General features: G+C 60.8%; 22 protein-coding genes, 3 tRNA genes and 1 riboswitch. Of the genes, 22 read left to right on the top strand and 3 right to left on the bottom strand.

Features of this window, described 5'->3' with window-relative positions; genetic code table 11:
• Positions 1–156: 156 nt before the first annotated feature.
• Positions 157–420, bottom strand: coding sequence for a DUF2790 domain-containing protein (locus LXM55_RS10200; protein ID WP_016968107.1), 264 nt, complete (start codon positions 418–420; stop codon positions 157–159).
• Positions 421–831: 411 nt separating this feature from the next.
• Between LXM55_RS10200 and acs the strand changes: the two genes are divergently transcribed.
• From acs to astE, 14 genes are all read left to right on the top strand, one after another.
• Positions 832–2,787, top strand: coding sequence for an acetate--CoA ligase (acs, locus tag LXM55_RS10195; protein ID WP_233320257.1), 1,956 nt, complete (start codon positions 832–834; stop codon positions 2,785–2,787).
• A gap of 612 nt (positions 2,788–3,399) precedes the next feature.
• On the top strand, positions 3,400–4,176 hold the full coding sequence (locus LXM55_RS10190; protein ID WP_102860678.1) for an ABC transporter substrate-binding protein: 777 nt from the start codon (positions 3,400–3,402) through the stop codon (positions 4,174–4,176).
• 92 nt (positions 4,177–4,268) lie between these two features.
• Positions 4,269–4,958 carry an ABC transporter permease gene (locus LXM55_RS10185; protein ID WP_016968104.1) on the top strand — a complete coding sequence of 230 codons (690 nt, stop codon included), beginning with the start codon at positions 4,269–4,271 and terminating at the stop codon, positions 4,956–4,958.
• A complete protein-coding gene (locus LXM55_RS10180; RefSeq protein ID WP_022640331.1) occupies positions 4,955–5,653 on the top strand; it encodes an ABC transporter permease in 699 nt (232 codons plus the stop codon). The genes LXM55_RS10185 and LXM55_RS10180 overlap by 4 nt, the downstream gene beginning before the upstream one ends.
• Position 5,654: 1 nt before the next feature.
• Positions 5,655–6,767 (top strand): succinylglutamate desuccinylase/aspartoacylase family protein, encoded by a 1,113-nt coding sequence (locus LXM55_RS10175; protein ID WP_233320256.1) that lies wholly within the window; start codon positions 5,655–5,657, stop codon positions 6,765–6,767.
• Positions 6,768–6,790: 23 nt separating this feature from the next.
• Positions 6,791–7,555 carry an ABC transporter ATP-binding protein gene (locus LXM55_RS10170; protein ID WP_011062773.1) on the top strand — a complete coding sequence of 255 codons (765 nt, stop codon included), beginning with the start codon at positions 6,791–6,793 and terminating at the stop codon, positions 7,553–7,555.
• A 114-nt stretch (positions 7,556–7,669) separates the two neighbouring features.
• On the top strand, positions 7,670–8,650 hold the full coding sequence (gene argR, locus LXM55_RS10165; protein ID WP_011062772.1) for a transcriptional regulator ArgR: 981 nt from the start codon (positions 7,670–7,672) through the stop codon (positions 8,648–8,650).
• Positions 8,651–8,956: 306 nt separating this feature from the next.
• Positions 8,957–10,177 (top strand): aspartate aminotransferase family protein, encoded by a 1,221-nt coding sequence (locus LXM55_RS10160; protein WP_102860682.1) that lies wholly within the window; start codon positions 8,957–8,959, stop codon positions 10,175–10,177.
• Between the two features lie 133 nt (positions 10,178–10,310).
• Entirely contained in the window at positions 10,311–11,330 is a 1,020-nt protein-coding gene (gene aruF / locus LXM55_RS10155) for an arginine/ornithine succinyltransferase subunit alpha (RefSeq protein ID WP_233320255.1), read from the top strand.
• A gap of 85 nt (positions 11,331–11,415) precedes the next feature.
• Positions 11,416–12,441 (top strand): arginine N-succinyltransferase, encoded by a 1,026-nt coding sequence (astA, locus tag LXM55_RS10150; RefSeq protein WP_016968175.1) that lies wholly within the window; start codon positions 11,416–11,418, stop codon positions 12,439–12,441.
• Entirely contained in the window at positions 12,438–13,907 is a 1,470-nt protein-coding gene (gene astD, locus LXM55_RS10145) for a succinylglutamate-semialdehyde dehydrogenase (RefSeq protein WP_233320514.1), read from the top strand. The genes astA and astD overlap by 4 nt, the downstream gene beginning before the upstream one ends.
• Before the next feature lie 144 nt (positions 13,908–14,051).
• A complete protein-coding gene (gene astB / locus LXM55_RS10140; RefSeq protein WP_233320254.1) occupies positions 14,052–15,398 on the top strand; it encodes an N-succinylarginine dihydrolase in 1,347 nt (448 codons plus the stop codon).
• A 57-nt stretch (positions 15,399–15,455) separates the two neighbouring features.
• On the top strand, positions 15,456–15,743 hold the full coding sequence (locus LXM55_RS10135; protein ID WP_011062766.1) for a hypothetical protein: 288 nt from the start codon (positions 15,456–15,458) through the stop codon (positions 15,741–15,743).
• A 12-nt stretch (positions 15,744–15,755) separates the two neighbouring features.
• Complete coding sequence (gene astE / locus LXM55_RS10130) at positions 15,756–16,766, top strand: succinylglutamate desuccinylase (protein ID WP_233320253.1); 1,011 nt, start codon at positions 15,756–15,758, stop codon at positions 16,764–16,766.
• Between the two features lie 58 nt (positions 16,767–16,824).
• Here astE and LXM55_RS10125 read toward each other — a convergent pair whose 3' ends face one another.
• Entirely contained in the window at positions 16,825–17,334 is a 510-nt protein-coding gene (locus LXM55_RS10125; RefSeq protein WP_233320252.1) for a 6,7-dimethyl-8-ribityllumazine synthase, read from the bottom strand.
• A gap of 121 nt (positions 17,335–17,455) precedes the next feature.
• Positions 17,456–17,626, bottom strand: a riboswitch (FMN riboswitch).
• Between the two features lie 221 nt (positions 17,627–17,847).
• On the opposite strand from LXM55_RS10125, the gene ltaE reads away from it, so the two are divergent.
• The 8 genes from ltaE to mgtE all read left to right on the top strand — a co-directional run bounded on the left by ltaE (position 17,848) and on the right by mgtE (position 25,685).
• Entirely contained in the window at positions 17,848–18,852 is a 1,005-nt protein-coding gene (ltaE, locus tag LXM55_RS10120) for a low-specificity L-threonine aldolase (protein ID WP_233320251.1), read from the top strand.
• Between the two features lie 146 nt (positions 18,853–18,998).
• Positions 18,999–21,623 carry an alanine--tRNA ligase gene (alaS, locus tag LXM55_RS10115; RefSeq protein ID WP_233320250.1) on the top strand — a complete coding sequence of 875 codons (2,625 nt, stop codon included), beginning with the start codon at positions 18,999–19,001 and terminating at the stop codon, positions 21,621–21,623.
• 97 nt (positions 21,624–21,720) lie between these two features.
• Positions 21,721–22,962 carry an aspartate kinase gene (locus LXM55_RS10110; RefSeq protein WP_233320249.1) on the top strand — a complete coding sequence of 414 codons (1,242 nt, stop codon included), beginning with the start codon at positions 21,721–21,723 and terminating at the stop codon, positions 22,960–22,962.
• A 188-nt stretch (positions 22,963–23,150) separates the two neighbouring features.
• Entirely contained in the window at positions 23,151–23,339 is a 189-nt protein-coding gene (gene csrA / locus LXM55_RS10105) for a carbon storage regulator CsrA (protein ID WP_002554426.1), read from the top strand.
• A 62-nt stretch (positions 23,340–23,401) separates the two neighbouring features.
• Positions 23,402–23,492: transfer RNA gene (locus tag LXM55_RS10100), tRNA-Ser, on the top strand.
• A 107-nt stretch (positions 23,493–23,599) separates the two neighbouring features.
• Positions 23,600–23,676 (top strand) — tRNA-Arg (locus LXM55_RS10095).
• Positions 23,677–23,748: 72 nt separating this feature from the next.
• Positions 23,749–23,825, top strand: a tRNA-Arg gene (locus LXM55_RS10090).
• A 417-nt stretch (positions 23,826–24,242) separates the two neighbouring features.
• Positions 24,243–25,685, top strand: coding sequence for a magnesium transporter (gene mgtE / locus LXM55_RS10085; protein WP_233320248.1), 1,443 nt, complete (start codon positions 24,243–24,245; stop codon positions 25,683–25,685).
• Positions 25,686–25,793: 108 nt separating this feature from the next.
• On the opposite strand, the gene LXM55_RS10080 is transcribed toward mgtE, so the two are convergent.
• Entirely contained in the window at positions 25,794–26,120 is a 327-nt protein-coding gene (locus LXM55_RS10080) for an Arc family DNA-binding protein (RefSeq protein WP_003204761.1), read from the bottom strand.
• Between the last annotated feature and the right edge of the window lie 12 nt (positions 26,121–26,132).

The raw sequence follows: 26,132 nt of genomic DNA, 5'->3' as shown, positions 1-26,132 counted from the left end.
AACCATCCTGGGAAAAGTGCGTGCGATTGCCGTGGTCGCACGTCGTCGGGGGAGGCCCTTTACTGTCCCTTGAGCGGGCAGTTACCAGGCTTCTTTGCCGCAAGAGGGATTTCTTGCGGCCGGCAGTCATCAAAGTGCAGGCAATGAACTTGGCTATTAGCCGTTAGAGCAACCGTTGCCCATTACGCGATATTGAAGAATATGCCGCTGACCGTGGGAGTCTTCATATTCCATGCGTGCTGGTACAACTTCACATACTTCTGGAACTTCGCTCATGGAGATAACTTTGGCGATATCCAGATCAGTCGAGTAAGTGTATTCCTCTACTGGTACTTGCTGCTGTGCGACATCAGTCGGGATCTCATCAGCCATCGCGGTTACGCACAGACTGCTGAGGGCCAGAACTAATAAAGCTTTCATTTGCGTTTTACCTTTCTAAGGTCGTGTGGGGTCACGCAGCCTTTGTAGGGCTGCGTGTGGAACTTGAGTAGAAGTTTGATTAACTGCCTTCGTGGGGGCTGCAACTTGGTTAATCAGATTGCCTGTTGGGCGAGACAGATTTTAGGCGGGAGGGCCGCCATCATATAGGCGTACTTTTGATAAACACCTTTGACAGTTTTTGTAACAATCGCCGAAAAAGGGCTGTTCCGCAGCCTGCTTGAACTTTTTTGCCCAGGGTGAACGTCGCTGTAAGGCGCATTCTTGAAGGGTTATGGCAAATGACAGGGCATTTCGCAGGGGGTTGTTACTACCATCGTCGAATGGTTCTATAGACGCCCCCCGGCTACAACGGGGTCATACAAAAACAACTATGTCACCGAGGTAAGAAAGATGAGTGCGGCTTCTCTGTATCCCGTTCGTCCCGAGGTTTTGGCCAACACGCTGACTGACGAGGCGACCTACAAGGCCATGTACCAGCAGTCGGTCGTGAACCCGGACGGTTTCTGGCGCGAACAGGCCAAGCGTCTCGACTGGATCAAACCTTTTACCACGGTGAAGCAGACTTCCTTCGACGATCACCACGTCGATATCAAGTGGTTCGCCGATGGCACCCTGAACGTCTCCTACAACTGCCTGGATCGCCATCTCGCCGAACGTGGCGATCAGATCGCGATCATCTGGGAAGGTGACGATCCTGCCGAAAGCCGCAACATCACCTACCGCGAACTGCATGAAGAAGTCTGCAAGTTCGCCAACGCCCTGCGTGGCCAGGACGTACACCGCGGCGACGTGGTGACTATCTATATGCCGATGATTCCCGAGGCGGTGGTGGCCATGCTGGCCTGTACCCGTATCGGTGCGATCCACTCGGTGGTGTTCGGCGGCTTCTCCCCTGAAGCCCTGGCCGGACGCATCATCGACTGCCGCTCGAAAGTGGTGATCACTGCCGACGAAGGTATTCGCGCCGGCAAGAAAGTGCCGCTCAAGGCCAATGTCGACGACGCCCTGACCAATCCGGAAACCAGCAGCATCCAGAAGGTCATCGTGTGCAAGCGCACCGGTGGCGACATCAAGTGGAACCAGCATCGCGACATCTGGTACGAAGACCTGATGAAAGTCGCCGGTAGCGTCTGCGCGCCGAAAGAGATGGGCGCCGAAGAAGCGCTGTTCATCCTCTATACCTCCGGCTCCACCGGCAAGCCCAAGGGCGTGCAGCACACCACCGGCGGCTACCTGCTGTATGCATCGCTGACCCATGAGCGCGTGTTCGACTATCGCCCGGGTGAAGTCTACTGGTGCACCGCCGACGTCGGCTGGGTCACTGGCCACACTTACATCGTCTATGGCCCGCTGGCTAACGGCGCGACCACTGTGCTGTTCGAAGGCGTGCCGAACTATCCGGACGTGACCCGGGTGGCGAAAATCGTCGACAAGCACAAGGTCAACATCCTCTACACCGCGCCAACCGCGATCCGCGCCATGATGGCTTCGGGCACCGCCGCCTGCGAAGGCGCCGATGGCAGCAGCTTGCGCCTGCTGGGCTCGGTGGGTGAGCCGATCAACCCGGAAGCCTGGGACTGGTACTACAAGAACGTCGGTCAATCCCGTTGCCCGATCGTCGACACCTGGTGGCAGACCGAAACCGGCGCCACCCTGATGAGCCCGCTGCCTGGGGCGCATGCCCTGAAGCCGGGTTCTGCCGCACGTCCGTTCTTCGGTGTGGTGCCGGCCCTGGTGGACAACCTGGGCAACATCATCGAGGGCGCCGCCGAAGGCAACCTGGTGATTCTCGATTCGTGGCCTGGCCAGGCGCGGACGCTGTACCGCGACCACGATCGCTTCGTCGACACCTACTTCAAGACCTTCCGTGGCATGTACTTCACCGGTGACGGTGCTCGTCGCGACGAGGATGGCTACTACTGGATCACCGGTCGGGTGGACGACGTGCTCAACGTCTCCGGGCACCGCATGGGTACCGCCGAGATCGAAAGCGCCATGGTTGCGCACCCGAAAGTCGCCGAAGCGGCAGTGGTGGGCGTGCCTCATGACATCAAGGGCCAGGGCATCTATGTCTATGTGACCCTCAACGGTGGCGAGGAGCCGAGCGAAGCGCTGCGTCTGGAACTGAAGAACTGGGTGCGCAAGGAGATCGGTCCGATCGCCTCGCCGGATGTCATCCAGTGGGCGCCGGGCCTGCCGAAAACTCGCTCCGGGAAGATCATGCGGCGGATTCTGCGCAAGATCGCTACGGCGGAGTACGAGGGTCTGGGCGATATCTCGACCTTGGCTGACCCAAGCGTGGTGCAGCATCTGATCGATACCCACAAGACCATGAACGTCGCCTGAGGCGGGTTCTGAGTCACCCAGCCCCGCCCGGCCTTGCGCCGGGCGGGGCTTTTTGTGGCCGCACGATTTGCCGGCAAGCCGGCTCCTGCGAGGCTGTGTGGTGGTTGTGGGGGTTGGCTTGCCAGCGAAGAGGGGCGAATAAATATCGGATTTATCCATCTGCTGGGTTCGAATGTTACCGATGCAGGTGAGGATGTAACCCCGCGCCCATTTTCGGGGCAATGGGAAACGCCAGGCCCCGTTTCAGGGCCTTTTATACCCTTATAAAAAATAAGTCATCACGCTGCGCTTGCCGGAATAGAAGGCTTTGCCAATAATAGGCCCGCAATTTGCAGCATAGATCGGTTCCCCGTCTCTCGCTCTTGCATAGAATTGAAGAGCTGTCAATGTGTTGGCCTGGCATTCTCGATGCTTCTGTAATTTGTTGTCGCATTGAGGAAATATCGGCTTCAAGCCTGTCGTTAGAATGCCGGTCACTCGCTCGTCGTTGCCTGTGTGTGAGTCCCCTCTGGGCTACCCAGGACGCAGCGCCGCTATTTGCTGTTTCACCCATTCGCATATTGGGCTGTCGCTCACTCTGCCGTTTTCGCCCTTTACCGATGGAGTTCTAAGATGAAGAAACTCGTGCTTCTTGGCGCCCTGGCACTGTCCGTGCTCTCCCTGCCGACTTTCGCCGATGAAAAGCCCCTGAAAATTGGTATTGAAGCGGCCTACCCTCCGTTTGCCTCCAAGGCCCCGGACGGCAGCATCGTCGGTTTCGACTACGACATCGGCAACGCCCTGTGCGAAGAAATGAAGGTCAAGTGCGTCTGGGTCGAGCAAGAGTTCGACGGCCTGATCCCCGCACTGAAAGTGCGCAAGATCGACGCCATCCTTTCGTCCATGTCGATCACTGACGATCGCAAGAAGTCCGTGGACTTCACCAACAAGTACTACAACACGCCAGCGCGTCTGGTGATGAAGGCCGGCACCCAGGTCAGCGACGGCCTGGCCGAGCTCAAGGGCAAGAACATTGGCGTGCAGCGTGGTTCGATCCACGAGCGTTTCGCCCGTGAAGTACTGGCTCCCCTGGGCGCGCAGATCAAGCCTTACGGCTCGCAGAACGAAATCTACCTGGATGTGGCTGCCGGCCGCCTCGACGGCACCGTGGCAGACGCTACCCTGTTGAATGACGGCTTCCTGAAAACCGACGCTGGCAAGGGCTTCGCCTTCGTCGGACCGGCCTTCACCGACGTCAAGTACTTCGGCGACGGCGTAGGGATCGCTGTGCGCAAAGGCGACAAGGCCGATCTGGACAAGATCAACGCCGCTATCGCTGCCATTCGCGAGAACGGCAAGTACAAGCAAATCCAGGACAAGTACTTCGATTTCGACATCTACGGTAAGTAAGACCGTCGAATCAGTCAGTCCGAGATGGCGCAAGCAGCAGAATCTCTGAAGTTTGCGCCATTTTTTCATCCCAATTTTCGAGGACCTGAATCATGTTGAAAGGCTACGGGGCTGTCATCCTCGATGGCGCTTGGCTGACGCTTCAGCTCGCCTTGTCGTCCATGGCCCTGGCCATTGTTCTGGGTCTGATCGGGGTTGCGCTGCGCCTCTCGCCGGTGCGCTGGCTGGCCTGGCTTGGCGATCTGTACTCCACGGTGATCCGCGGCATTCCCGATCTGGTACTGATCCTGCTGATCTTCTATGGCGGCCAGGATCTGCTTAACCGCGTGGCTCCGCTGCTGGGCTACGACGATTACATCGACCTCAATCCGCTGGCGGCCGGTATCGGCACCCTGGGTTTCATCTTCGGGGCCTACCTGTCGGAAACCTTCCGTGGCGCCTTCATGGCGATTCCCAAGGGGCAGGCGGAAGCCGGCATGGCTTACGGCATGAGCAGCTTCCAGGTGTTTTTCCGGGTGATGGTGCCGCAGATGATTCGCCTGGCGATTCCCGGCTTCACCAACAACTGGCTGGTACTGACCAAGGCGACTGCGCTGATTTCCGTGGTAGGCCTGCAAGACATGATGTTCAAGGCCAAGCAGGCGGCGGATGCCACTCGCGAGCCTTTCACCTTCTTCCTTGCAGTGGCGGCGATGTACCTGGTGATCACCAGCGTCTCGTTGCTGGCATTGCGTCACCTTGAGAAGCGCTACTCGGTAGGCGTAAGGGCGGCTGATCTATGATCTTCGACTACAACGTCATCTATGACGCCTTGCCGCTGTACTTCAGTGGCCTGCTGACCACCCTGAAGCTGCTGGCGCTGTCGCTGTTCTTTGGCTTGCTGGTGGCTTTGCCCCTGGGCTTGATGCGGGTGTCCAAGCAGCCGCTGGTGAACATGACGGCCTGGCTCTACACCTATGTGATCCGCGGCACGCCGATGCTGGTGCAACTGTTCCTGATCTACTACGGCCTGGCTCAGTTCGAAGCGGTGCGCGAGAGTTTCCTCTGGCCCTGGCTGTCCAGCGCAACCTTCTGCGCCTGCCTGGCCTTTGCCATCAACACCAGCGCCTACACCGCGGAAATCATCGCCGGCAGCCTCAAGGCCACGCCTAATGGCGAGATCGAGGCGGCCAAGGCCATGGGCATGTCGCGCTACAAGATGTACCGCCGCATCCTTCTGCCATCGGCCCTGCGCCGGGCGCTGCCGCAGTACAGCAACGAAGTGATCATGATGCTGCAGACCACCAGCCTGGCCTCCATCGTGACGCTGATCGACATCACTGGCGCGGCACGTACGGTCAACGCGCAGTACTACCTGCCGTTCGAGGCCTATATCACCGCCGGTGTGTTCTACCTGTGCCTGACCTTTATCCTGGTGCGCCTGTTCAAGCTGGCCGAAGGCCGCTGGCTGCGCTACCTGGCACCGCGGAAGCACTGATATGGAGCGCATCGATCATCCATTGCCCTGGAACCACCTGGGCAGCGAGCGGCACATCTCGGTGTTCCGTTTCGGCAGCGGCGAGCGCAAGGCCTATATCCAGGCCAGCCTGCACGCCGATGAACTGCCGGGCATGCGCACCGCTTGGGAGCTGAAGAAGCGTCTTGCCGAGCTGGAAGCCCAGGGCGCCCTCAACGGCGTCATCGAGCTGGTGCCGGTGGCCAACCCGCTGGGCTTGGGGCAGTTGCTGCAAGGCAATCACCAGGGGCGTTTCGAGGCTGGCAGCGGCAAGAACTTCAACCGCGATTTCGTTGAACTCAGCGGGCCTGTGGCGCTGCGCCTGGAAGGGCGCCTGGTGGATGATCCGCACGCCAATGTACGCTTGATCCGTCAGGCCATGGCTGAGGTGCTGGCCGAGTTGCCGCCGGCAGCCAGTCAGTTGCAGGGTATGCAGCGGGTGCTGCTGAGCCATGCCTGCAATGCCGATGTGGTGCTGGACCTGCATTGCGATGCCGAGGCCGCGCTGCACATGTATGCCTTGCCGCAGCACTGGCCGCAATGGCGTTCCTTGGCGGCGCACCTGGATGTGAAGGTCGGCCTGCTGGCGGAGGACTCCGGTGGCAGTTCGTTCGACGAAGCCTGCTCGCTGCCGTGGCTGCGCCTGTCGCGGCAGTTCCCTGACGCACAGATTCCCCTGGCCTGCCTGGCGACCACCTTGGAGTTGGGTGGCCAGGCCGACACCGGGCGCCCCCAGGCCGAGGCTTACGCCGAAGGCATCCTGGCGTTCCTGGCCGAACAGGGGCTGATTGCCGGTGAGTGGCCGGCGCCTGGGCGTGAAGCCTGTGAAGCCATGCCGTTTGAAGGCACCCAATTGCTGTATGCGCCGCACCCTGGCGTGGTGAGCTTTCTGCGTCCGGCCGGTAGCTGGGTGGAAGTGGGCGAACCGATTTTTGAAGTGATTGATCCCCTATCCGATCGGGTCAGTACGGTGTGTGCTGGCACCAGCGGCGTGTTGTTCGCCGTTGAGCGGCTGCGTTATGCCCAACCCGGTTTCTGGCTGGCCAAGGTGGCGGGGCGCGAAGCGCTGCGTCACGGGCGCTTGCTCAACGACTGACTGTTTTTGTGAGAACCGACCGCATGTACAAACTTGAAGTCCAAGACCTGCATAAGCGCTATGGCAGTCACGAAGTGCTCAAGGGCGTGTCCCTGAAGGCCGCCGCCGGCGATGTGATCAGCATCATCGGTTCCAGTGGCTCGGGCAAAAGTACCTTTTTGCGCTGCATCAACCTGCTGGAGCAGCCCCACGCCGGCAAGATCCTGCTGAACAACGAAGAGTTGAAGCTGGTGGCCAACAAGGACGGCGCGCTGAAGGCCGCTGATCCCAAGCAGCTGCAGCGCATGCGCTCGCGCCTGTCGATGGTGTTCCAGCACTTCAACCTGTGGTCGCACATGACTGCGATTGAAAACATCATGGAAGCACCGGTGCATGTGCTGGGGGTGTCCAAGGCTGAAGCTCGCGAGAAAGCCGAGCATTACCTGGCCAAGGTGGGCGTGGCACACCGCAAGGATGCCTACCCGGGGCACATGTCCGGTGGTGAGCAGCAGCGCGTGGCCATTGCCCGGGCGCTGGCCATGGAGCCGGAGGTCATGCTGTTCGACGAACCGACCTCGGCGCTCGACCCGGAGCTGGTGGGCGACGTACTGAAAGTCATGCAGGCCCTGGCCCAGGAAGGCCGCACCATGGTGGTGGTGACTCACGAAATGGGCTTTGCCCGTGAGGTGTCCAACCAGCTGGTGTTCCTGCACAAGGGTGTGGTGGAAGAGAGCGGCAACCCGCGGGAAGTGCTGGTGAACCCGCAATCAGAACGTTTGCAACAATTCCTCTCGGGCAGCCTCAAGTAATCACTGCCGTTATGCACCAAATTAGGTCATGCTGCGCACCGCGCGCCAGATGGTCTAACTTGGTGCTGCCGCCCTTGGCTTCTCACCTTAAGTTTTCGTTTCGGATTGCCCGCCATGACTGCCCATCGAATTGGTTTCCTGATTTGGCCCAGCACTAAAGCCTTGACGCTGGCGCTGGCCGAGGAGGCCTTGCGTGTTGCCCAGCGGGTGCACCCGGAAGTGGTTTATGAGCTGGCTTTCCTGCAGGCCGAGGCGCCAGCCGAAGGCGCCTGGCAACTGCCGGGTGAGCCTTGGGCGGGCAAGCTTGAAGGGTGTCAGAAGCTGTTCCTGCTGGCAGACGAACCGCCTGCGCCAATGAGCTCCGGGCTGAGCAGCGCCCTCAAGCAACTGGTGCGTGCCGGCTGTGTGATCGGCGGGCTGTCTGCCGGGGTGTACCCGTTGGCGCAACTGGGCTTGCTCGATGGTTATCGGGCAGCGGTGCACTGGCGCTGGCAGGACGATTTTGCCGAGCGTTTTCCCAAGGTCATCGCCACCAGCCACCTGTTTGACTGGGACCGTGATCGCCTGACCGCGTGCGGTGGCATGTCGGTACTGGACCTGTTGCTGGCGGTGCTGGCGCGGGATCACGGTGCCGAGCTGGCGGGCGCGGTGTCTGAAGAGCTGGTGGTGGAGCGCATCCGCGAAGGTGGCGAGCGCCAGCGCATCCCGCTGCAAAATCGCCTGGGCTCCAGCCATCCGAAGCTGACTCAGGCGGTGCTGCTGATGGAGGCCAATATCGAGGAGCCGCTGACCACCGACGAGATTGCCCAGCACGTCTGTGTATCGCGGCGTCAGCTGGAGCGGATCTTCAAGCAATACCTCAATCGCGTGCCCAGCCAGTACTACCTGGAGCTGCGCCTGAACAAGGCCCGGCAGATGCTGATGCAGACCAGCAAGTCGATCATTCAGATCGGCCTGTCCTGTGGTTTCTCCTCCGGCCCGCACTTCTCCAGCGCCTATCGCAACTTCTTTGGCGCCACCCCGCGCGAAGATCGCAATCAACGGCGCAGCAGCAGCCCGTTCGAACTCTCCTCCGTACCTTCCGAACGCGGTTGATCCGCCTTCTGTAGTCGCCGGTTGCCGGCGCAAGCGTCCTGACGCCCGCTCCCCGGGCCTGCACCACGGCTAACTACCTGGATAATGACCTTGGGCAAAATGCCCGCTGAATCTGCCGCTAGAGCCCTGCGCAGTTTAAACTGCGCCTTTGCGACGCTATTTGTCGCATTGCCATAAACCCGCTTAAAACCTGGGTTGGCGCTATAAGAAGTTGTCGCTTGGCGACAAGGCCGGGCACAAAACTGTCCTTACAATCCCTCCATCGCTCGCCAGTTTCAGGCGGGTGTTCCTCTTCAGGAGACTCCGATGTCCGTTGAGCAAGCTCCGGTGCAACGCGCCGATTTCGACCAGGTGATGGTTCCCAACTACGCACCTGCGGCCTTCATTCCTGTGCGTGGCGCGGGGTCCCGAGTCTGGGATCAGTCGGGTCGGGAACTGATCGACTTCGCCGGCGGCATCGCGGTCAACGTACTGGGGCATGCCCACCCGGCGCTGGTGGGGGCCCTGACCGAGCAGGCCAACAAGCTGTGGCATGTGTCCAACGTCTTCACCAACGAGCCGGCCCTGCGCCTGGCCCACAAGCTGATCGATGCCACCTTCGCCGAGCGTGCGTTCTTCTGTAACTCCGGTGCAGAAGCCAACGAGGCCGCCTTCAAGCTGGCCCGTCGCGTGGCTCACGATCGTTTCGGTGCCGAGAAGTACGAAATCATCGCCGCGCTGAACAGCTTCCACGGCCGCACCCTGTTCACCGTGAACGTCGGTGGCCAGTCGAAGTACTCCGACGGCTTCGGTCCGAAAATCACCGGCATCACCCATGTGCCGTACAACGACCTGGCTGCCCTGAAAGCCGCGGTTTCCGACAAGACCTGCGCGGTGGTGCTGGAGCCGATCCAGGGCGAAGGCGGCGTATTGCCGGCCGAGCTGGCTTACCTGCAGGGCGCCCGCGAGCTGTGCGACCAGCACAACGCGCTGCTGGTGTTCGACGAAGTGCAGACCGGCATGGGCCGCAGCGGCGAGCTGTTCGCCTATCAGTATTACGGCGTGACCCCGGACATCCTCACCAGCGCCAAGAGCCTGGGCGGCGGTTTCCCGATCGCGGCGATGCTCACCACCGAAGCGCTGGCCAAGCACCTGGTGGTTGGCACCCACGGCACCACCTACGGCGGCAACCCGCTGGCGTGCGCAGTGGCCGAGGCGGTGATCGACGTGATCAACACCCCGCAAGTGCTCAATGGCGTGAAAGCCAAGCACGACCGCTTCAAGACCCGTCTGCTGCAGATCGGTGAGAAGTACGGCCTGTTCACTGAAGTCCGCGGCCTGGGCCTGCTGCTCGGTTGCGTGCTCAGCGAGGCCTGGAAAGGCAAGGCCAAGGACGTGTTCAACGCGGCCGAGAAAGAAGGCCTGATGATTCTGCAGGCCGGTCCGGACGTGGTGCGTTTCGCCCCGAGCCTGGTGATCGAAGACGCTGACATCGATGAGGGCCTGGACCGCTTCGAGCGCGCCGTGGCGAAATTGACCCAAGCCTGATCCTGGGCCGCAGTACTCCTCGGCGCCGGCTTTGATGGCCGGCGTCGAGCCTAATTCCTGTGCCGGGCTGTCCCGGCATTTTTTTCCCTGAGTCGGACGGTTTCCGACCTGTTTTAGAGTAAGGAGTGACACCATGCTGGTGATGCGCCCCGCGCAAATGGCTGATCTGGGCGAGGTACAGCGTCTGGCTGCAGACAGCCCGATTGGTGTCACCTCCTTGCCGGATGATGTGGATCGCCTGAGCGACAAGATCGCCGCAAGCGAGGCTTCGTTCGCCGCTGAAGTGAGCTTCAACGGTGAAGAGAGCTACTTCTTCGTCCTGGAGGACACCGACAGCGGCAAGCTGGTGGGGTGTTCGGCCATCGTCGCGTCCGCCGGCTACTCCGAGCCGTTCTACAGCTTTCGCAACGAAACCTTCGTCCACGCTTCCCGCGAGCTGAAGATCCACAACAAGATCCACGTTCTGTCGCAGTGTCACGACCTGACCGGCAACAGCCTGTTGACCAGTTTCTATGTGGTGCCGGAGCTGGTGGGTTCGCCCTGGTCGGAGCTCAACTCCCGCGGCCGCCTGCTGTTCGTTGCCAGCCACCCGGAGCGTTTCTCCGACTCGGTGGTGACCGAGATCGTCGGTTACAGCGACGAGCACGGTGATTCGCCGTTCTGGGACGCCATCGGGCGCAACTTCTTCGACCTCAACTACGCCGAGGCCGAGCGCCTGTGCGGCCTGAAAAGCCGGACCTTCCTCGCCGAGTTGATGCCGCATTACCCGATCTACGTGCCGCTGCTGCCGGACGCGGCCCAGGAAGCCATGGGCCAGGTGCACCCGCGGGCGCAGATCACCTTCGACATCCTGATGCGCGAAGGTTTTGAAACCGATCATTACATCGACATCTTCGACGGTGGCCCGACCTTGCATGCGCGGGTCTCGGGGATCCGCTCGATCGCCCAGAGCCGCGTGGTGCCGGTGAAAATCGGTGAGGCCGTGAAGGGCGGTGGCCGTCAGTACCTGGTGTCCAACGGCCAACTGCAGGATTACCGCGCGGTGTTGCTGGAGCTGGATTACGCCCCGGGCAAACCCGTGACCCTGGATCTGCAAGCCGCCGAAGCCCTGGGCGTCGGCGAAGGTGCCAGCGTGCGTCTGGTGGCGGTTTAAAGCCTGCTTCCACGACCTGGAAAGCATGCCTGGAAAGCAGCGAGTTTCGCGCAGGCCATAAGCGGCCTGCGTCTGAGGAGATAGCATGATCGTTCGTCCCGTACGCAGCAGCGATTTACCCGCGCTGATCGACCTGGCCCGCAGCACTGGCACCGGCCTGACTACCTTGCCGGCCAACGAGGAACGCCTGACTCACCGAGTGGGCTGGGCGGAAAAGACCTTTCGCGGTGAGGCCGAGCGCGGTGATGCGGACTACCTGTTCGTGCTGGAAGACGACAACGGCCGGGTGGTGGGCATTTCCGCCATCGCCGGTGCCGTCGGCTTGCGTGAGCCCTGGTACAACTTCCGGGTCGGCCTGACGGTCAGCGCCTCCCAGGAGCTGAACATCTATCGCGAGATCCCCACGCTGTTCCTGGCCAACGACCTGACCGGCAACTCCGAGCTGTGCTCGCTGTTCCTTCACGCCGATTACCGCACCGGCCTCAACGGGCGCATGCTGGCCAAGGCGCGGATGCTGTTCATTGCCGAGTTCCCGCAGCTGTTCGGTAACAAGATCATTGCCGAGATGCGCGGCATGTCCGATGAGAATGGCCGCTCGCCGTTCTGGGAAAGCTTGGGCCGGCACTTCTTCAAGATGGAGTTCAGCCAGGCCGACTACCTGACCGGTGTCGGCAACAAGGCGTTCATCGCCGAGCTGATGCCCAAGTTCCCGCTGTACACCTGCTTCCTGTCCGAGGATGCGCGCAACGTGATCGGCAAGGTCCACACCGACACCGAGCCGGCGCTGGCCATGCTCAAGAGCGAAGGCTTCAGCTACCAAGGCTATGTCGACATCTTCGACGCCGGCCCGGCGGTGGAGTGCGAGACCAGCAAGATTCGCGCGGTACGTGACAGCCAGGCGCTGGTGCTGGCCATCGGCACCCCGGGTGACGACGCCACGCCGTTCCTGATCCACAACCGCAAGCGCGAGGATTGCCGTATCACCGCGGCGCCTGCGCGCTTTGCCGCGGGCACCCTGGTGGTCGATCCCCTGACCGCCAAGCGCCTGCAACTCAACGCCGGCGACCAGGTCCGTGCGGTTCCGCTGTCTGCTTCTCGGGAGTCGAAATAATGAGCACGCTGTACATCGCAGGCCAATGGCTGGCTGGCCAGGGCGAAGCCTTCACCTCGGTCAATCCGGTGACCCAGGCGGTTATCTGGTCCGGTAACGGCGCCACCGCCGCGCAAGTGGAAAGCGCCGTGCAGGCCGCCCGCCAGGCGTTTCCGGCCTGGGCCAAGCGTTCCCTGGAAGAGCGTATCGGTGTGCTCGAAGCTTTTGCCGCTGCGCTCAAGGCGCGTGCCGACGAACTGGCCCGCTGCATCGGTGAGGAAACCGGCAAACCGCTGTGGGAAGCCGCCACCGAAGTCACCAGCATGGTCAACAAGATTGCCATCTCGGTGCAGAGCTACCGCGAGCGCACCGGCGAGAAGAGCGGCCCGTTGGGCGACGCCACCGCTGTGTTGCGACACAAGCCCCACGGCGTGGTGGCGGTGTTCGGCCCTTACAATTTCCCTGGGCACCTGCCCAACGGGCACATCGTTCCTGCGCTGCTGGCCGGTAACAGCGTACTGTTCAAACCCAGCGAGCTGACGCCGAAAGTCGCCGAGCTGACGGTGCAGTGCTGGATCGAAGCCGGCTTGCCGGCAGGCGTTCTCAACCTGCTGCAAGGTGCCCGGGAAACCGGCATCGCGCTGGCCGCCAATCCAGGTATCGATGGGTTGTTCTTCACCGGTTCCAGTCGTACCGGCAATCACCTGCACCAGCAGTTCGCCGGGCGTCCGGACAAGATCCTGGCCCTGGAAATGGGTGGCAACAACCCGCTGGTGGTGGACCAGGTCGCCGACCTGGACGCAGCGGTGTACACCATCATTCAGTCGGCCTTCATCTCGGCCGGCCAGCGTTGCACCTGCGCCCGTCGCCTGCTGGTGCCGCAAGGCGCCTGGGGTGATGCGTTGCTGGCGCGCCTGGTGGGGGTCAGCGCGAGCATCGATGTCGGTGCGTATGACCAACAGCCGGCGCCGTTCATGGGGTCGGTGATTTCCCTGGGCGCCGCTCGCGCGCTGATGGAGGCGCAACAGCAACTGCTGGCCAATGGCGCCGTGGCCTTGCTGGAAATGACCCAGCCCCAGGCTCAGGCCGCCTTGCTGACCCCAGGTATTCTGGACGTTACGGCAGTGGCTGAGCGTCCCGATGAAGAGCTGTTCGGGCCGTTGCTGCAAGTGATCCGCTACGCTGATTTCGATGCGGCGATTGCCGAGGCCAACAACACTCAGTACGGCCTGGCTGCCGGTCTGTTGTCGGATTCCGCCGAGCGCTACCAGCAGTTCTGGCTGGAAAGCCGGGCGGGCATCGTCAACTGGAACAAGCAGTTGACCGGCGCCGCCAGCAGCGCGCCGTTCGGTGGTGTGGGTGCTTCGGGTAACCACCGGGCCAGTGCCTATTACGCGGCGGATTACTGCGCGTACCCGGTGGCTTCCCTGGAAACCCCGAGCCTGGTGCTGCCGAGCGCGTTGACGCCGGGCGTGCGCTTGTCCTGATTCGAGAGGCCTTCATGGTCTCTTCGCCGGCAAGCCGGCCCCTGCACAGATCCATAGGGGCCGGCTTGCCAGCGAACGAGCGCACTGCGTTCGCCATGTGTAGATACCGATGCCTATAACAAACAGATTCGTGGAGCCTCGCTGATGAAATCCTATGAAGTCAATTTTGACGGTCTAGTGGGGCCGACCCATAACTATGGCGGCCTGTCCTACGGCAACGTGGCCTCCCAGAGCAACAGCCAGCAGGGCTCCAACCCCAAGGAAGCGGCGCTGCAAGGCCTGGCGAAAATGAAGGCGCTGATGGAAATGGGCTTTCAGCAAGGCGTGCTCGCCCCGCAAGAACGCCCGGACGTAGCGGCTCTGCGCAACCTGGGGTTTGCCGGGACTGACGCCCAGGTCATCCAGCAAGCCGCCAAGCAGGCCATGCCATTGCTGGTCGCCAGTTGCTCGGCATCGAGCATGTGGGTGGCCAATGCCGCCACCGTCAGCCCGAGTGCCGACACGGCCGATGGCCGCGTGCATTTCACTGCTGCCAACCTGAACTGCAAGTACCACCGCAGCATCGAGCACCCGACCACCAGCCGCGTGCTGGGCGCGATGTTCGCCGACCAGAAGCACTTTGCTCATCACGCCGCCTTGCCGGCGGTGGCGCAATTCGGCGATGAAGGCGCGGCCAACCACACGCGCTTCTGCCGTGACTATGGCGAGGCCGGTGTCGAGTTCTTTGTCTTCGGTCGCAGCGCATTCGATACCCGTTACCCGGCGCCGCAGAAATACCCGGCACGCCAGACCCTGGAAGCGTCCCAGGCGGTCGCCCGGCTGCACGGCCTGAGCGAGGAGGGCGTGGTCTACGCCCAGCAGAACCCATCGGTGATCGATCAGGGGGTGTTCCACAACGACGTGATCGCGGTGGGCAATGGCGAGGTGCTGTTCTATCACGAGGATGCGTTCCTCGAGACCGAGAAGATGCTCGCCGAACTGCAGGGCAAGCTGGGCCGGCGCGGCGGCAACTTCCAGTCGATCTGCGTGCCGCGCGCGCAAGTGACGGTGGAAGACGCCGTGCGTTCCTATCTGTTCAACAGCCAGCTGCTGTCCCGCGCCGATGGTTCGATGCTGTTGATCGTGCCGGAAGAATGCCGCGGCAACGAGCGCGTCTGGCAGTACCTGCAAAGCCTCACCAGCTCCGGCGGGCTGATCCGCGAAGTGAAGGTCTTCGACCTCAAGCAGAGCATGCAGAACGGCGGTGGCCCGGCTTGCCTGCGCCTGCGCGTGGCCCTCAACGAAACCGAGCTGGCGGCGGTCAATCCCGGGGTTATCATGACCGCGCCGTTGTACGACACCCTGACCCAATGGGTTGGCAAGCACTACCGCGACCGCCTCAGCGAAAGCGATCTGGCGGACCCGCAGCTGTTGCTTGAGTGCCGGACGGCATTGGATGAACTGACGCAAATCCTTAAACTGGGCGCGGTTTATCCCTTCCAGATCAATTGAAAGCCCGCGCCCGGCTGATCCGGGCGCGCCGCTTCATCCCAGATGAGAACGACCCCCATGAGCGATACCCTGCAGCTGATCCTTGAAGACACCGACGGCACTCAACTGGAAACCTCCTGCACACGCTTCGCCGTGCTGTGGCAGGGCAAGGAAGTGTGGATCCAACAGGACGGCCGCGGCCAGCTGCTGATCGGCGTGGACGTGGAAGAAGGCGATGCGGAATACGCCAGCCTGCTGCTGCGTCCATTGGCGACCAACCTGGTCAGCCTGCAACTGGAAATGGAGCCGGCCGATGCCGGTGACGATGATCACGTGCACGGCCCTGACTGCGGCCACGCTCACTAAGGAAGCCGCGCTATGCTCGCCCTCGGCAAACTGCTTGAACTGACCCTCGCCGGCCGTGAACCGGCAGAGAAGACTCAACTGACTGTCGACGGCGTGCGCATGCGCTGGTTGAGCGAAGGCGCCCTTGAAGTGCGGCCGCCGGAAGCTCGTGACAACGGTCTGGACCTGCTGCTGTCGGCGGGCATCCACGGCAACGAGACGGCTCCCATCGAGCTGCTCGACCGTCTGTTGCACGACATCGCTCGGGGCGATCTGAAGCCTCGCGCACGTATCCTGTTCCTGTTCGGCAACCCCGAGGCCATGCGCCGCGGCGAGCGTTTCGTCGAGCAGGACGTCAACCGGCTGTTCAATGGCCGGCATGAATCGAGCAGTGGTGTTGAAGCCCTGCGCGCCTGCGAGCTGGAGCGCCTGGCGGCGAGTTTCTTCAGCCAGCCGGATCGCCAGCGCCTGCACTACGACCTGCACACCGCGATCCGCGGTTCGAAGATCGAGCAGTTTGCCCTCTATCCCTGGAAGCAGGGCCGCCCGCATTCGCGTCGTGAGCTGGGACGTCTGCGGGCGGCCGGCATGCAAGCGGTGCTGCTGCAGAACAAGCCGTCCATTGTCTTCAGCGCCTACACCTACGATCAGTTGGGGGCCGAGTCCTTCACCCTGGAGCTGGGCAAGGCACGGCCATTCGGGCAGAACCAGGGGGTCAATGTCGAGCGCCTGGAAACCCGTCTCAAACAGATCATCGACGGCAGCGAGCCCGCAGCGGAGCAGGACGGCCTCGACGGCTTGCAGCTGTTCAACGTGGCGCGGGAAGTCATCAAGCACAGCGACAGCTTCCACCTGCATCTGCCGGCGGATGTCGAGAACTTTTCCGAGCTGGAAGTGGGTTACCTGCTGGCCGAGGATATCGCCCAGACCCGCTGGGTGATCGAGGAGGAGGGGGCGCGGATCATTTTCCCCAACCCCAAGGTGAAGAACGGCCTGCGCGCGGGGATTCTGATTGTACCGACCACGGCCGACGGCCTGGCCTGAGGTTCGCCTGCAAGCCGGGCCCCCGCAGGAGCCGGCTTGCAGGCGATGCTGTTAACGCTTAGACCGCAACCGCACGCTGCTCGTTACGGCGCAGGGCGCGTACCTTCTGCAGGGTGTCGGCGCAGGTTTTTGCCGCTTCCTGACCCTTGTGCACGAAGTGCTCGAAGAAAAACTTCTGATGCTCTTCACCCGCATGGAAATGATGCGGGGTCAGCACGACCGAGAACACCGGCACTTCAGTTTCCAACTGCACCTGCATCAGGCCGCTGATGACCGACTGGGCGACGAACTCATGGCGGTAGATGCCGCCGTCCACCACCAGGCCTGCTGCAACGATGCCGCTGTAGCGACCGGTCTTGGCCAGCAGCTTGGCGTGCAGCGGAATTTCGAAGGCGCCACCGACTTCAAAGAAGTCGATATCGGATTCCTGGTAACCCTGAGCGAGCATTTCGGCGACGAAACCCTGGCGGCTCTGATCGACGATTTCCTTGTGCCAGCAGGCCTGGATAAACGCGACGCGCTCGTTGGGGTGGTGTTTGCTTTTGCTATCGATTGCGGTGGGTTGCATCTGTTCTGACTCCTGTTTGTATGAAAAACAGGGCGTATATGAATCGAATGGGATTTAAGGGTGCGCGCAGAACACTCGTGGATTTCCCACGAACTGCCCGGCAACGGCCCTTTGGCGCCAATCCCGTTCTCTCTTCATCCGGACTATGACCGTCGGCCCCGGAATCACACCGGGTCTGCTGACCTTGTCGTCACCAGTGGGCAAGCCACCCGTACCGCCAAGCGCTCGCGGGCTATGCGCATTGCGCGCAATTACCGCCGGTGGGGAATTGCACCCCGCCCTGAGAACGTTTGCCCGCAATTCGTTGCGGGCGGTGAGTTTTTAACACAGATTTGGCGGGGAAGCACCGCGCCTTTTGGATAATGTTCATCGGATTTTTCATCCTGTGACGCAAGGTTTTCTACAGTTGCTGCTTGATTAATCGCCCGTGGGGCCGCAGTAATTCGTTTCGAAAGGGAATTCCCCCTGTTCAAGCGTGGACCTTGGTGTCCCCCGTAGCCGGAGCCTGATGTGATGAGCGTGATCGATCTTCGTAGTGACACCGTGACCCAGCCGACCCTGGGCATGCTCGATGCCATGGCCAGCGCCCCCACTGGGGATGATGTGTACGGCGAAGATCCGACGGTCAATCGGCTGGAGGCCGAGTTGGCGCAGCGCCTGGGCTTTGCCAGGGCGCTGTTTGTGCCCTCGGGCACCATGAGCAATCTGTTGGCATTGATGGCCCACTGCGAGCGCGGCGACGAGTACATCGTCGGGCAGCAGGCCCACACCTATAAATATGAAGGCGGTGGTGCCGCGGTGCTGGGGTCGATCCAGCCCCAGCCGCTGGAAGTGCAGGGCGACGGCTCGCTGGACCTGTCCCAGGTCGCCGCGGCGATCAAGCCCGACGACTTCCATTTTGCCCGGACCCGCCTGCTGGCCCTGGAAAACACCATGCAAGGCAAGGTGCTGCCCCTGGCCTACCTGGCCCAGGCTCGTGCCTTTACCCGTGAGCACGGTTTGGCCCTGCACCTGGATGGCGCGCGGCTGTACAACGCGGCAGTCAAGCTGGGGGTCGATGCACGGCTGATTACCGAGCATTTCGATTCGGTGTCGGTGTGCCTGTCCAAGGGCCTTGGCGCACCGGTGGGTTCGGTGTTGTGCGGCTCCGTGGAACTGATCGCCAAGGCCCGGCGCCTGCGCAAGATGGTCGGTGGTGGCATGCGCCAGGCCGGCGGGTTGGCGGCGGCCGGCCTGTATGCGCTGGACCATCAGGTGCAGCGCCTGGCAGATGACCATGCTCATGCGCAGTGCCTGGCCGATGGTTTGCGGCAGCAGGGCTACAGTGTCGAGCCGGTGCAGACCAATATGGTCTATGTGCAGATGGGCGACCGGGCCGAGTCGCTCAAGGCGTTCGCCGCCGAGCGGGGGATCAAGCTCAGCGCCGCATCCAGGCTGCGCCTGGTCACTCATCTGGACGTCAGCTCCGGGCAAATTGAGCAAGTGCTGAGCACTTTTGCCGAGTTTTCCCGTAACTGACAGTGTTCTCCGTCCAATTGACTGTTTGTATCGTACAAACACGCTGTACCAAGTGATTAACGCCGATATAATGCGGCCCTTTGCCGTCGTTTCGTCTGTTGACGTTGCGCACAGGCCTTTGGCCGCAGTCTCCGTGGAAGAACCTAATGAAAAGCGCAGAAATCCGTGAAGCCTTCCTCCGCTTCTTCGAAGAGCAAGGCCACACCCGTGTAGCCTCCAGCTCCTTGATCCCAGGCAACGACCCCACCCTGCTGTTCACCAACGCGGGGATGAACCAATTCAAGGATTGCTTCCTGGGCCAGGAAAAGCGCGCTTATACCCGCGCTGTCAGCAGCCAGAAGTGCGTCCGCGCCGGCGGCAAGCACAACGACCTGGAAAACGTCGGTTATACCGCCCGTCACCACACTTTCTTCGAAATGCTGGGCAACTTCAGCTTCGGCGACTACTTCAAGCGTGATGCCATCACCTTCGCCTGGACCTTCCTGACTTCCGACAAGTGGCTGAACCTGCCGAAGGAAAAGCTCTGGGTCACGGTGTACGCCAGCGACGACGAGGCCTACGACATCTGGACGAAAGAGGTCGGGGTGCCGGCCGAGCGCATGGTGCGCATCGGTGACAACAAGGGCGCGCCATACGCTTCCGACAACTTCTGGACCATGGGCGATACCGGTCCATGCGGTCCATGCACCGAGATTTTCTACGATCACGGCGCCGATATCTGGGGCGGCCCACCCGGCTCGCCGGAAGAAGATGGTGACCGCTACATCGAAATCTGGAACAACGTGTTCATGCAGTTCAACCGCACCGCCGATGGCGTGTTGCACCCGCTGCCAGCGCCGTCGGTGGATACCGGCATGGGCCTGGAGCGGATCAGCGCGGTGCTGCAGCACGTGCATTCGAACTATGAAATCGACCTGTTCCAGAGCCTGCTGGACGCAGCGGCCAAGGCCATCGGTTGCACCAACGATGCCCAGGCCTCGCTGAAAGTGGTGGCTGACCATATCCGTTCCTGCGGTTTCCTGATTGCCGACGGCGTGCTGCCGTCCAACGAAGGTCGCGGTTACGTGCTGCGCCGGATCATTCGCCGCGCTTGCCGTCACGGCAACAAGCTGGGCGCCAAGGGCAGCTTCTTCTATCAGATCGTTGCCGCCCTGGTCGCCGAGATGGGGGAAGCCTTCCCTGAGCTGAAATCCCAGCAGGCGCATATCGAGCGCGTGCTCAAAGCCGAGGAAGAGCAGTTCGCCAAGACCCTGGAGCAGGGCTTGAAGATCCTCGAGCAGGACCTGGCCGAGCTCAAGGGCTCGGTGGTACCGGGCGACGTGGTGTTCAAGCTGTATGACACCTATGGCTTCCCGATGGACCTGACCGGCGATATCGCCCGCGAGCGCAACCTGACCCTCGACGAGGAAGGTTTTGAGCGCGAAATGGAAGCTCAGCGCGTGCGTGCTCGCTCCGCCAGCTCCTTCGGCATGGACTACAACAGCCTGGTCAAGGTCGACGTGGCCACCGAATTCACCGGTTACCACGCCACCAGCGGCTCGGCGAAAGTGGTTGCTCTCTATAAGGAAGGGCAATCGGTCGACGTATTGAGCGAAGGCGAAGAGGGCGTGGTGATTCTCGACCAGAGCCCGTTCTACGCCGAGTCGGGCGGCCAGATCGGTGATTGCGGTTACCTTCAGGCCGGCAATGCGCGTTTCGATGTGCGCGACACCACCAAGACTGGCGGCGCTTTCCTTCATCACGGCGTGCTGGCCAAGGGCAGCCTGATCGTGGGTGCTCCGGTAGAAACACAGGTCGACGCCGATGTGCGTCACGCAACGTCGCTGAACCACTCGGCCACCCACTTGCTGCACGCTGCGCTGCGCCAGGTACTGGGCGAGCACGTTCAGCAAAAGGGCTCGCTGGTGGACAGTCAGCGCCTGCGTTTCGACTTCAGCCACTTTGAAGCGATCAAGCCTGAGCAGATCAAGGCCCTGGAAGACATCGTCAACGCCGAGATTCGCAAGAATACGGCGGTGGAAACCGAAGAAACCGACATCGATACCGCCAAGAAGAAGGGCGCCATGGCGCTGTTCGGCGAGAAGTACGGCGACAGCGTGCGCGTGCTGAGCATGGGCGGCGACTTCTCGGTGGAGCTGTGCGGTGGCATCCACGCCAACCGTACCGGCGACATCGGCCTGCTGAAAATCACCAGCGAAGGTGGCGTGGCTTCGGGCGTACGGCGGATCGAAGCGGTCACCGGTGCGGCGGCCCTGGCGTACCTGAACGCGGCGGAAGAACAACTCAAGGAAGCGGCGACCCTGGTCAAGGGCAGCCGCGACAACCTGATCGACAAGCTGTCGGCAGTGCTGGAACGCAACCGCTTGCTGGAGAAGCAGCTCGAGCAGTTGCAGGCCAAGGCCGCCAGTGCGGCGGGCGATGACCTGTCTGCGCAAGCGGCAGACATCAAGGGCGTGAAAGTGCTGGCCGCGCGTCTCGACGGCCAGGACGGCAAGGCGCTGCTGGCGCTGGTGGATCAGTTGAAAAACAAACTCGGCCGCGCAGTGATCCTGCTCGGCAGTGTCCATGAGGAAAAGGTCGTACTGGTTGCCGGTGTAACCAAGGACCTGACTGGCCAACTCAAAGCCGGTGATTTGATGAAGCAAGCCGCTGCGGCAGTGGGCGGGAAGGGCGGTGGTCGTCCAGACATGGCGCAGGGCGGCGGTGTTGATGCTGCTGCACTGGATGCCGCACTGGCCCTGACCGTGCCGTTTGTCGAGCAGGGTATTTAAGGCGCCGAGCCGGGCCCGTCGTCTAGTGACGGGTCCTTGCGCTGTGCAGTTTGATTGTTTAACGGGCGCCCCTTTACGGGCTGAGGCGGCTTAGAAAATGGCTTTGATCGTACAGAAATTTGGAGGCACTTCGGTCGGCTCTGTCGAGCGGATCGAGCAGGTCGCCGACAAGGTGAAGAAGTTCCGCGAAGCCGGCGATGACCTGGTGATTGTGCTGTCGGCGATGAGCGGCGAAACCAATCGCCTGATCGATCTGGCCAAGCAGATCAGTGGCGAAGCCAAACCGGTTCCCCGTGAGCTGGATGTGATCGTCTCCACCGGCGAGCAAGTGACTATCGCTTTGCTGGCCATGGCGTTGATCAAGCGCGGTGTTCCTGCGGTGTCCTACACCGGTAACCAGGTGCGCATCCTCACTGATAGCGCTCACAATAAAGCGCGAATCCTGCAGATTGATGATCAGAAGATTCGTGGCGATCTGAAAGCCGGCCGTGTGGTTGTGGTTGCCGGTTTCCAGGGCGTTGACGAGAACGGCAACATCACCACGCTGGGGCGCGGCGGCTCCGATACCACCGGTGTGGCGCTGGCTGCGGCCTTGAAGGCTGATGAGTGCCAGATCTACACCGATGTGGACGGCGTCTACACCACCGATCCGCGAGTGGTGCCCAAGGCTCAGCGCCTGGACAAGATCACCTTCGAAGAGATGCTGGAAATGGCCAGCCTCGGTTCCAAGGTGCTGCAGATCCGTGCGGTCGAGTTTGCTGGCAAGTACAACGTTCCGCTGCGCGTGTTGCACAGCTTTCAGGAGGGTCCGGGCACCCTCATTACTATTGATGAAGAGGAATCCATGGAACAGCCGATCATTTCCGGCATCGCTTTCAACCGCGATGAAGCCAAGCTGACTATCCGTGGCGTGCCAGACAATCCTGGCGTGGCCTTCAAGATTCTTGGCCCGATCAGTGCGGCGAACATTGAAGTCGACATGATCGTGCAGAACGTTTCGCACGATAACACCACCGACTTCACCTTCACCGTACATCGCAATGACTACCTGGCGGCCCAGACCGTGCTGGAGAACACCGCACGTGAAATCGGTGCCCGTGAAGTGGTGGGTGATACAGACATTGCCAAGGTATCGATCGTTGGTGTCGGCATGCGCTCCCACGCGGGCGTTGCCAGCCGCATGTTTGAAGCCCTGGCGAAGGAAAGCATCAATATCCAGATGATCTCCACTTCCGAAATCAAGGTTTCAGTGGTGATTGAAGAGAAGTACCTGGAGTTGGCGGTGCGTGCCTTGCACACCGCGTTCGAACTCGACGCTCCAGCCCGACAGGGCGAGTGATGCGTGTTTGAAAGGGGCGCGGTCTGACCGCGCCCTTTGTGTTTTTGATCGGCGCGGGAGAAAACTGTTCTTTTGCCCGTGCTAGTCAATACTTAGGCGTGTAGGACTGCAGCCGACCCGGTTGTAGGCCGACACCCTTTTTTTTGCAGACTGTAGTCCCTGAAAATGTAATGCGTGAGGAGATAGGTATGCTGATTCTGACTCGTCGGTGCGCAGAAAGCCTGATCATTGGTGATGGCGAAATCACTGTGACCGTGCTCGGCGTCAAAGGTAATCAAGTGCGTATTGGTGTCAACGCCCCCAAAGAAGTGGCGGTTCACCGTGAGGAAATTTACCTGCGGATAAAGAAAGAGAAGGACGAAGAACCAAGCCATTAATTTTTATCGTTTTTTTTGTTTGCAAACGGGGAGAAAGCTGGTTAATATACGCCCCGTGTTGCGGAGAGCTGGCCGAGTGGCCGAAGGCGCTCCCCTGCTAAGGGAGTACACCTCAAAAGGGTGTCGGGGGTTCGAATCCCCCGTTCTCCGCCATTATTTGCTTAGTACGTTGTAATCTGGCTTCTTCTGTAAGTTGTTGAAATTACTAGAAAAAGTGCTTGACAAGAAGATTTAACGGCCTATAATGCGCGGCAACAAATGCACTCGTAGCTCAGCTGGATAGAGTACTCGGCTACGAACCGAGCGGTCACAGGTTCGAATCCTGTCGAGTGCACCATTTAAGAGTTAGTTGCAGCGATGTAGTTAACTTGGCTTCAACCAGTTGTGGTCTGGTCTAAAAACACAAAATGCACTCGTAGCTCAGCTGGATAGAGTACTCGGCTACGAACCGAGCGGTCACAGGTTCGAATCCTGTCGAGTGCACCATACATCAGGAAGCCCGCATCGAAAGATGCGGGCTTTTTGCTTTCCGGATTTTATTTCTTTCCTTTTTATCCTTTTGCCTGCTTGGGCAGGAACGGCTTTGCTCGGTGGAAGTCGAATGCACCGTCTGCAAGTCCGGCTGCCGACTTTTTTATGCGGCTGTGTGTTTTCTTTTTGGTGCGTCGCAGTTTCATAGATTCGGACGTTGCTCAGGTTTATGCCGCAAGCGCTTGTTCTTGCCGCGATTTTTTAACGTTTAAAACCGTCAAGCGGTGTATCATTGCGCCCGTCAGCCCCGCCGGGGCTTGTGGAATACCTCCATGGACTTACCCAGTAGTTACTCAGTATCCCGTTTTCACAATCATGAACTGACTGATTGATCCTTCCGGCGTGCTCCTCTGCTGGGAGTGGAGTTCGCCTATGACCGAAGTAGAAGTAAAGAAAACGCAGGAAAGCCTGCAAGACCGCCTCGCTCAAGTCGTTGAGCTGCTGCAGCGCCAGCGGGTGGTTGAAGACCTGACCCACCGTCAGGAAGGCCATCACCATGATCGGGTCGAGAACCTGGTCCATCGGCAAAATCTCGTCGAATTGCAGCGCAAGCTCGATGACCTGCACTCCGCCGACGTCGCTTATATCCTTGAAGCCTTGCCTCTGGAAGAGCGTCTGACCGTTTGGCAACTGGTCAAGGCCGAGCGCGACGGCGACATCCTTCTCGAAGTATCCGATTCCGTACGTGAAACCCTGATCGCCGACATGGACGATCATGAGCTCCTGGCGGCTGCCAAGGAGATGGACGCTGACGAACTTGCTGACCTGGCTCCCGAGCTGCCGCGAGACGTCGTCCATGAGCTGATGGAAGCCCTCGATGGCCAGCAGCGTGAGCGCGTCCGCTCCGCGCTGTCCTATGACGAGGAGCAGGTCGGCGCGCTGATGGACTTCGAGATGGTGACGATCCGCGAGGATGTCAGTCTCGAAGTGGTCCTGCGTTACCTGCGCCGACTCAAGGAGCTGCCAAGTCATACCGACAAACTGTTCGTGGTGGACTACGACGGTGTGCTCAAGGGGGTGCTGCCGATCAAGCGCCTGTTGGTCAATGACCCGGACAAGCAAGTCGCGGAAGTCATGGCCAGCGACCCGGTGAGCTTTCATCCGGATGAGGATGCCTATGATGCGGCCCAGGCGTTTGAGCGTTATGACCTGATTTCGGCCCCGGTAGTCGACAAGAACGACAAGCTTATCGGCCGTTTGACCATCGACGAAATGGTCGACCTGATTCGTGAGGAAAGCGAGACCGAAGTCCTGAATATGGCCGGTCTGCGTGAAGAGGAAGACATCTTTGCCTCGGTCTGGAAGTCCCTGCGCAACCGTTGGGCCTGGTTGGCAATCAATCTGATCACCGCATTTGTAGCATCCCGAGTCATTGGTCTGTTCGAAGGCTCTATCGAGAAATTGGTGGCCCTGGCGGCCTTGATGCCCATTGTTGCGGGCATTGGTGGCAACTCGGGCAATCAGACCATCACCATGATTGTCCGGGCGATGGCCCTGGACCAAGTGAGTACCGGTAATACCTCGCGCCTGATGCGCAAAGAACTGGCAGTGGCCTTGATCAATGGCCTGGTCTGGGGCGGCGTGATCGGTGCTGTGGCCTACATGCTCTACGGGAGCTGGTCGCTGGGGGTGGTGATGACCGCTGCCATGACCTTGAACCTGCTGCTGGCGGCGCTTATGGGAGTTTTGATCCCCATGACCTTGGCGCGTCTGGGGCGTGATCCGGCCATGGGTGCCAGCGTGATGATCACTGCGATGACCGACAGTGGCGGCTTTTTCATCTTTCTCGGTCTGGCGACGATCTTCCTGCTCTGAGCCATTCCCCCTACTGGTTTACCCACGAAGCGCCTAAATGGCGCTTCGCTGCTTTTGTGGGGCAAAAAAAAGCCAGCAACTAGGCTGGCTTGAGCTTGCGGTATGCAATCAGGTGGCGTCTGCGGCCATTTCAGCGTCATGGGCGATCAGCGAAACCAAAGCGTTTTGCTGGCGATGTGACAGTTGGCGGAAACGTTGAAGCAGTTCGCGTTCATGCAAGGACAACTCGGGGCTGTCCAGGCGCATGCTCAACTCTTCACCCAAAGCACCTTCCTGAATGAGACTCTGTTCCAGGCGCGCGATGATTTCGGAGTTCATGCTGCGGTGATGATTGCGAGCCACCTCGGCAATGCGTTCACGCATCCCGTCGGGTAGACGTACGACGAACTTGTCAGCCGTACGGCTGGAATAAATTGCCTGTTTCAATGGGCGCATATATTTAACCGG

It is taken from the genome of Pseudomonas sp. Au-Pse12 (assembly GCF_021341665.1).
In the GTDB taxonomy this organism is placed as follows: Bacteria; Pseudomonadota; Gammaproteobacteria; order Pseudomonadales; family Pseudomonadaceae; genus Aquipseudomonas.
Note: the sequence above shows the minus strand (reverse complement) of the source record. Positions and strands in the feature narration are given on the sequence as shown.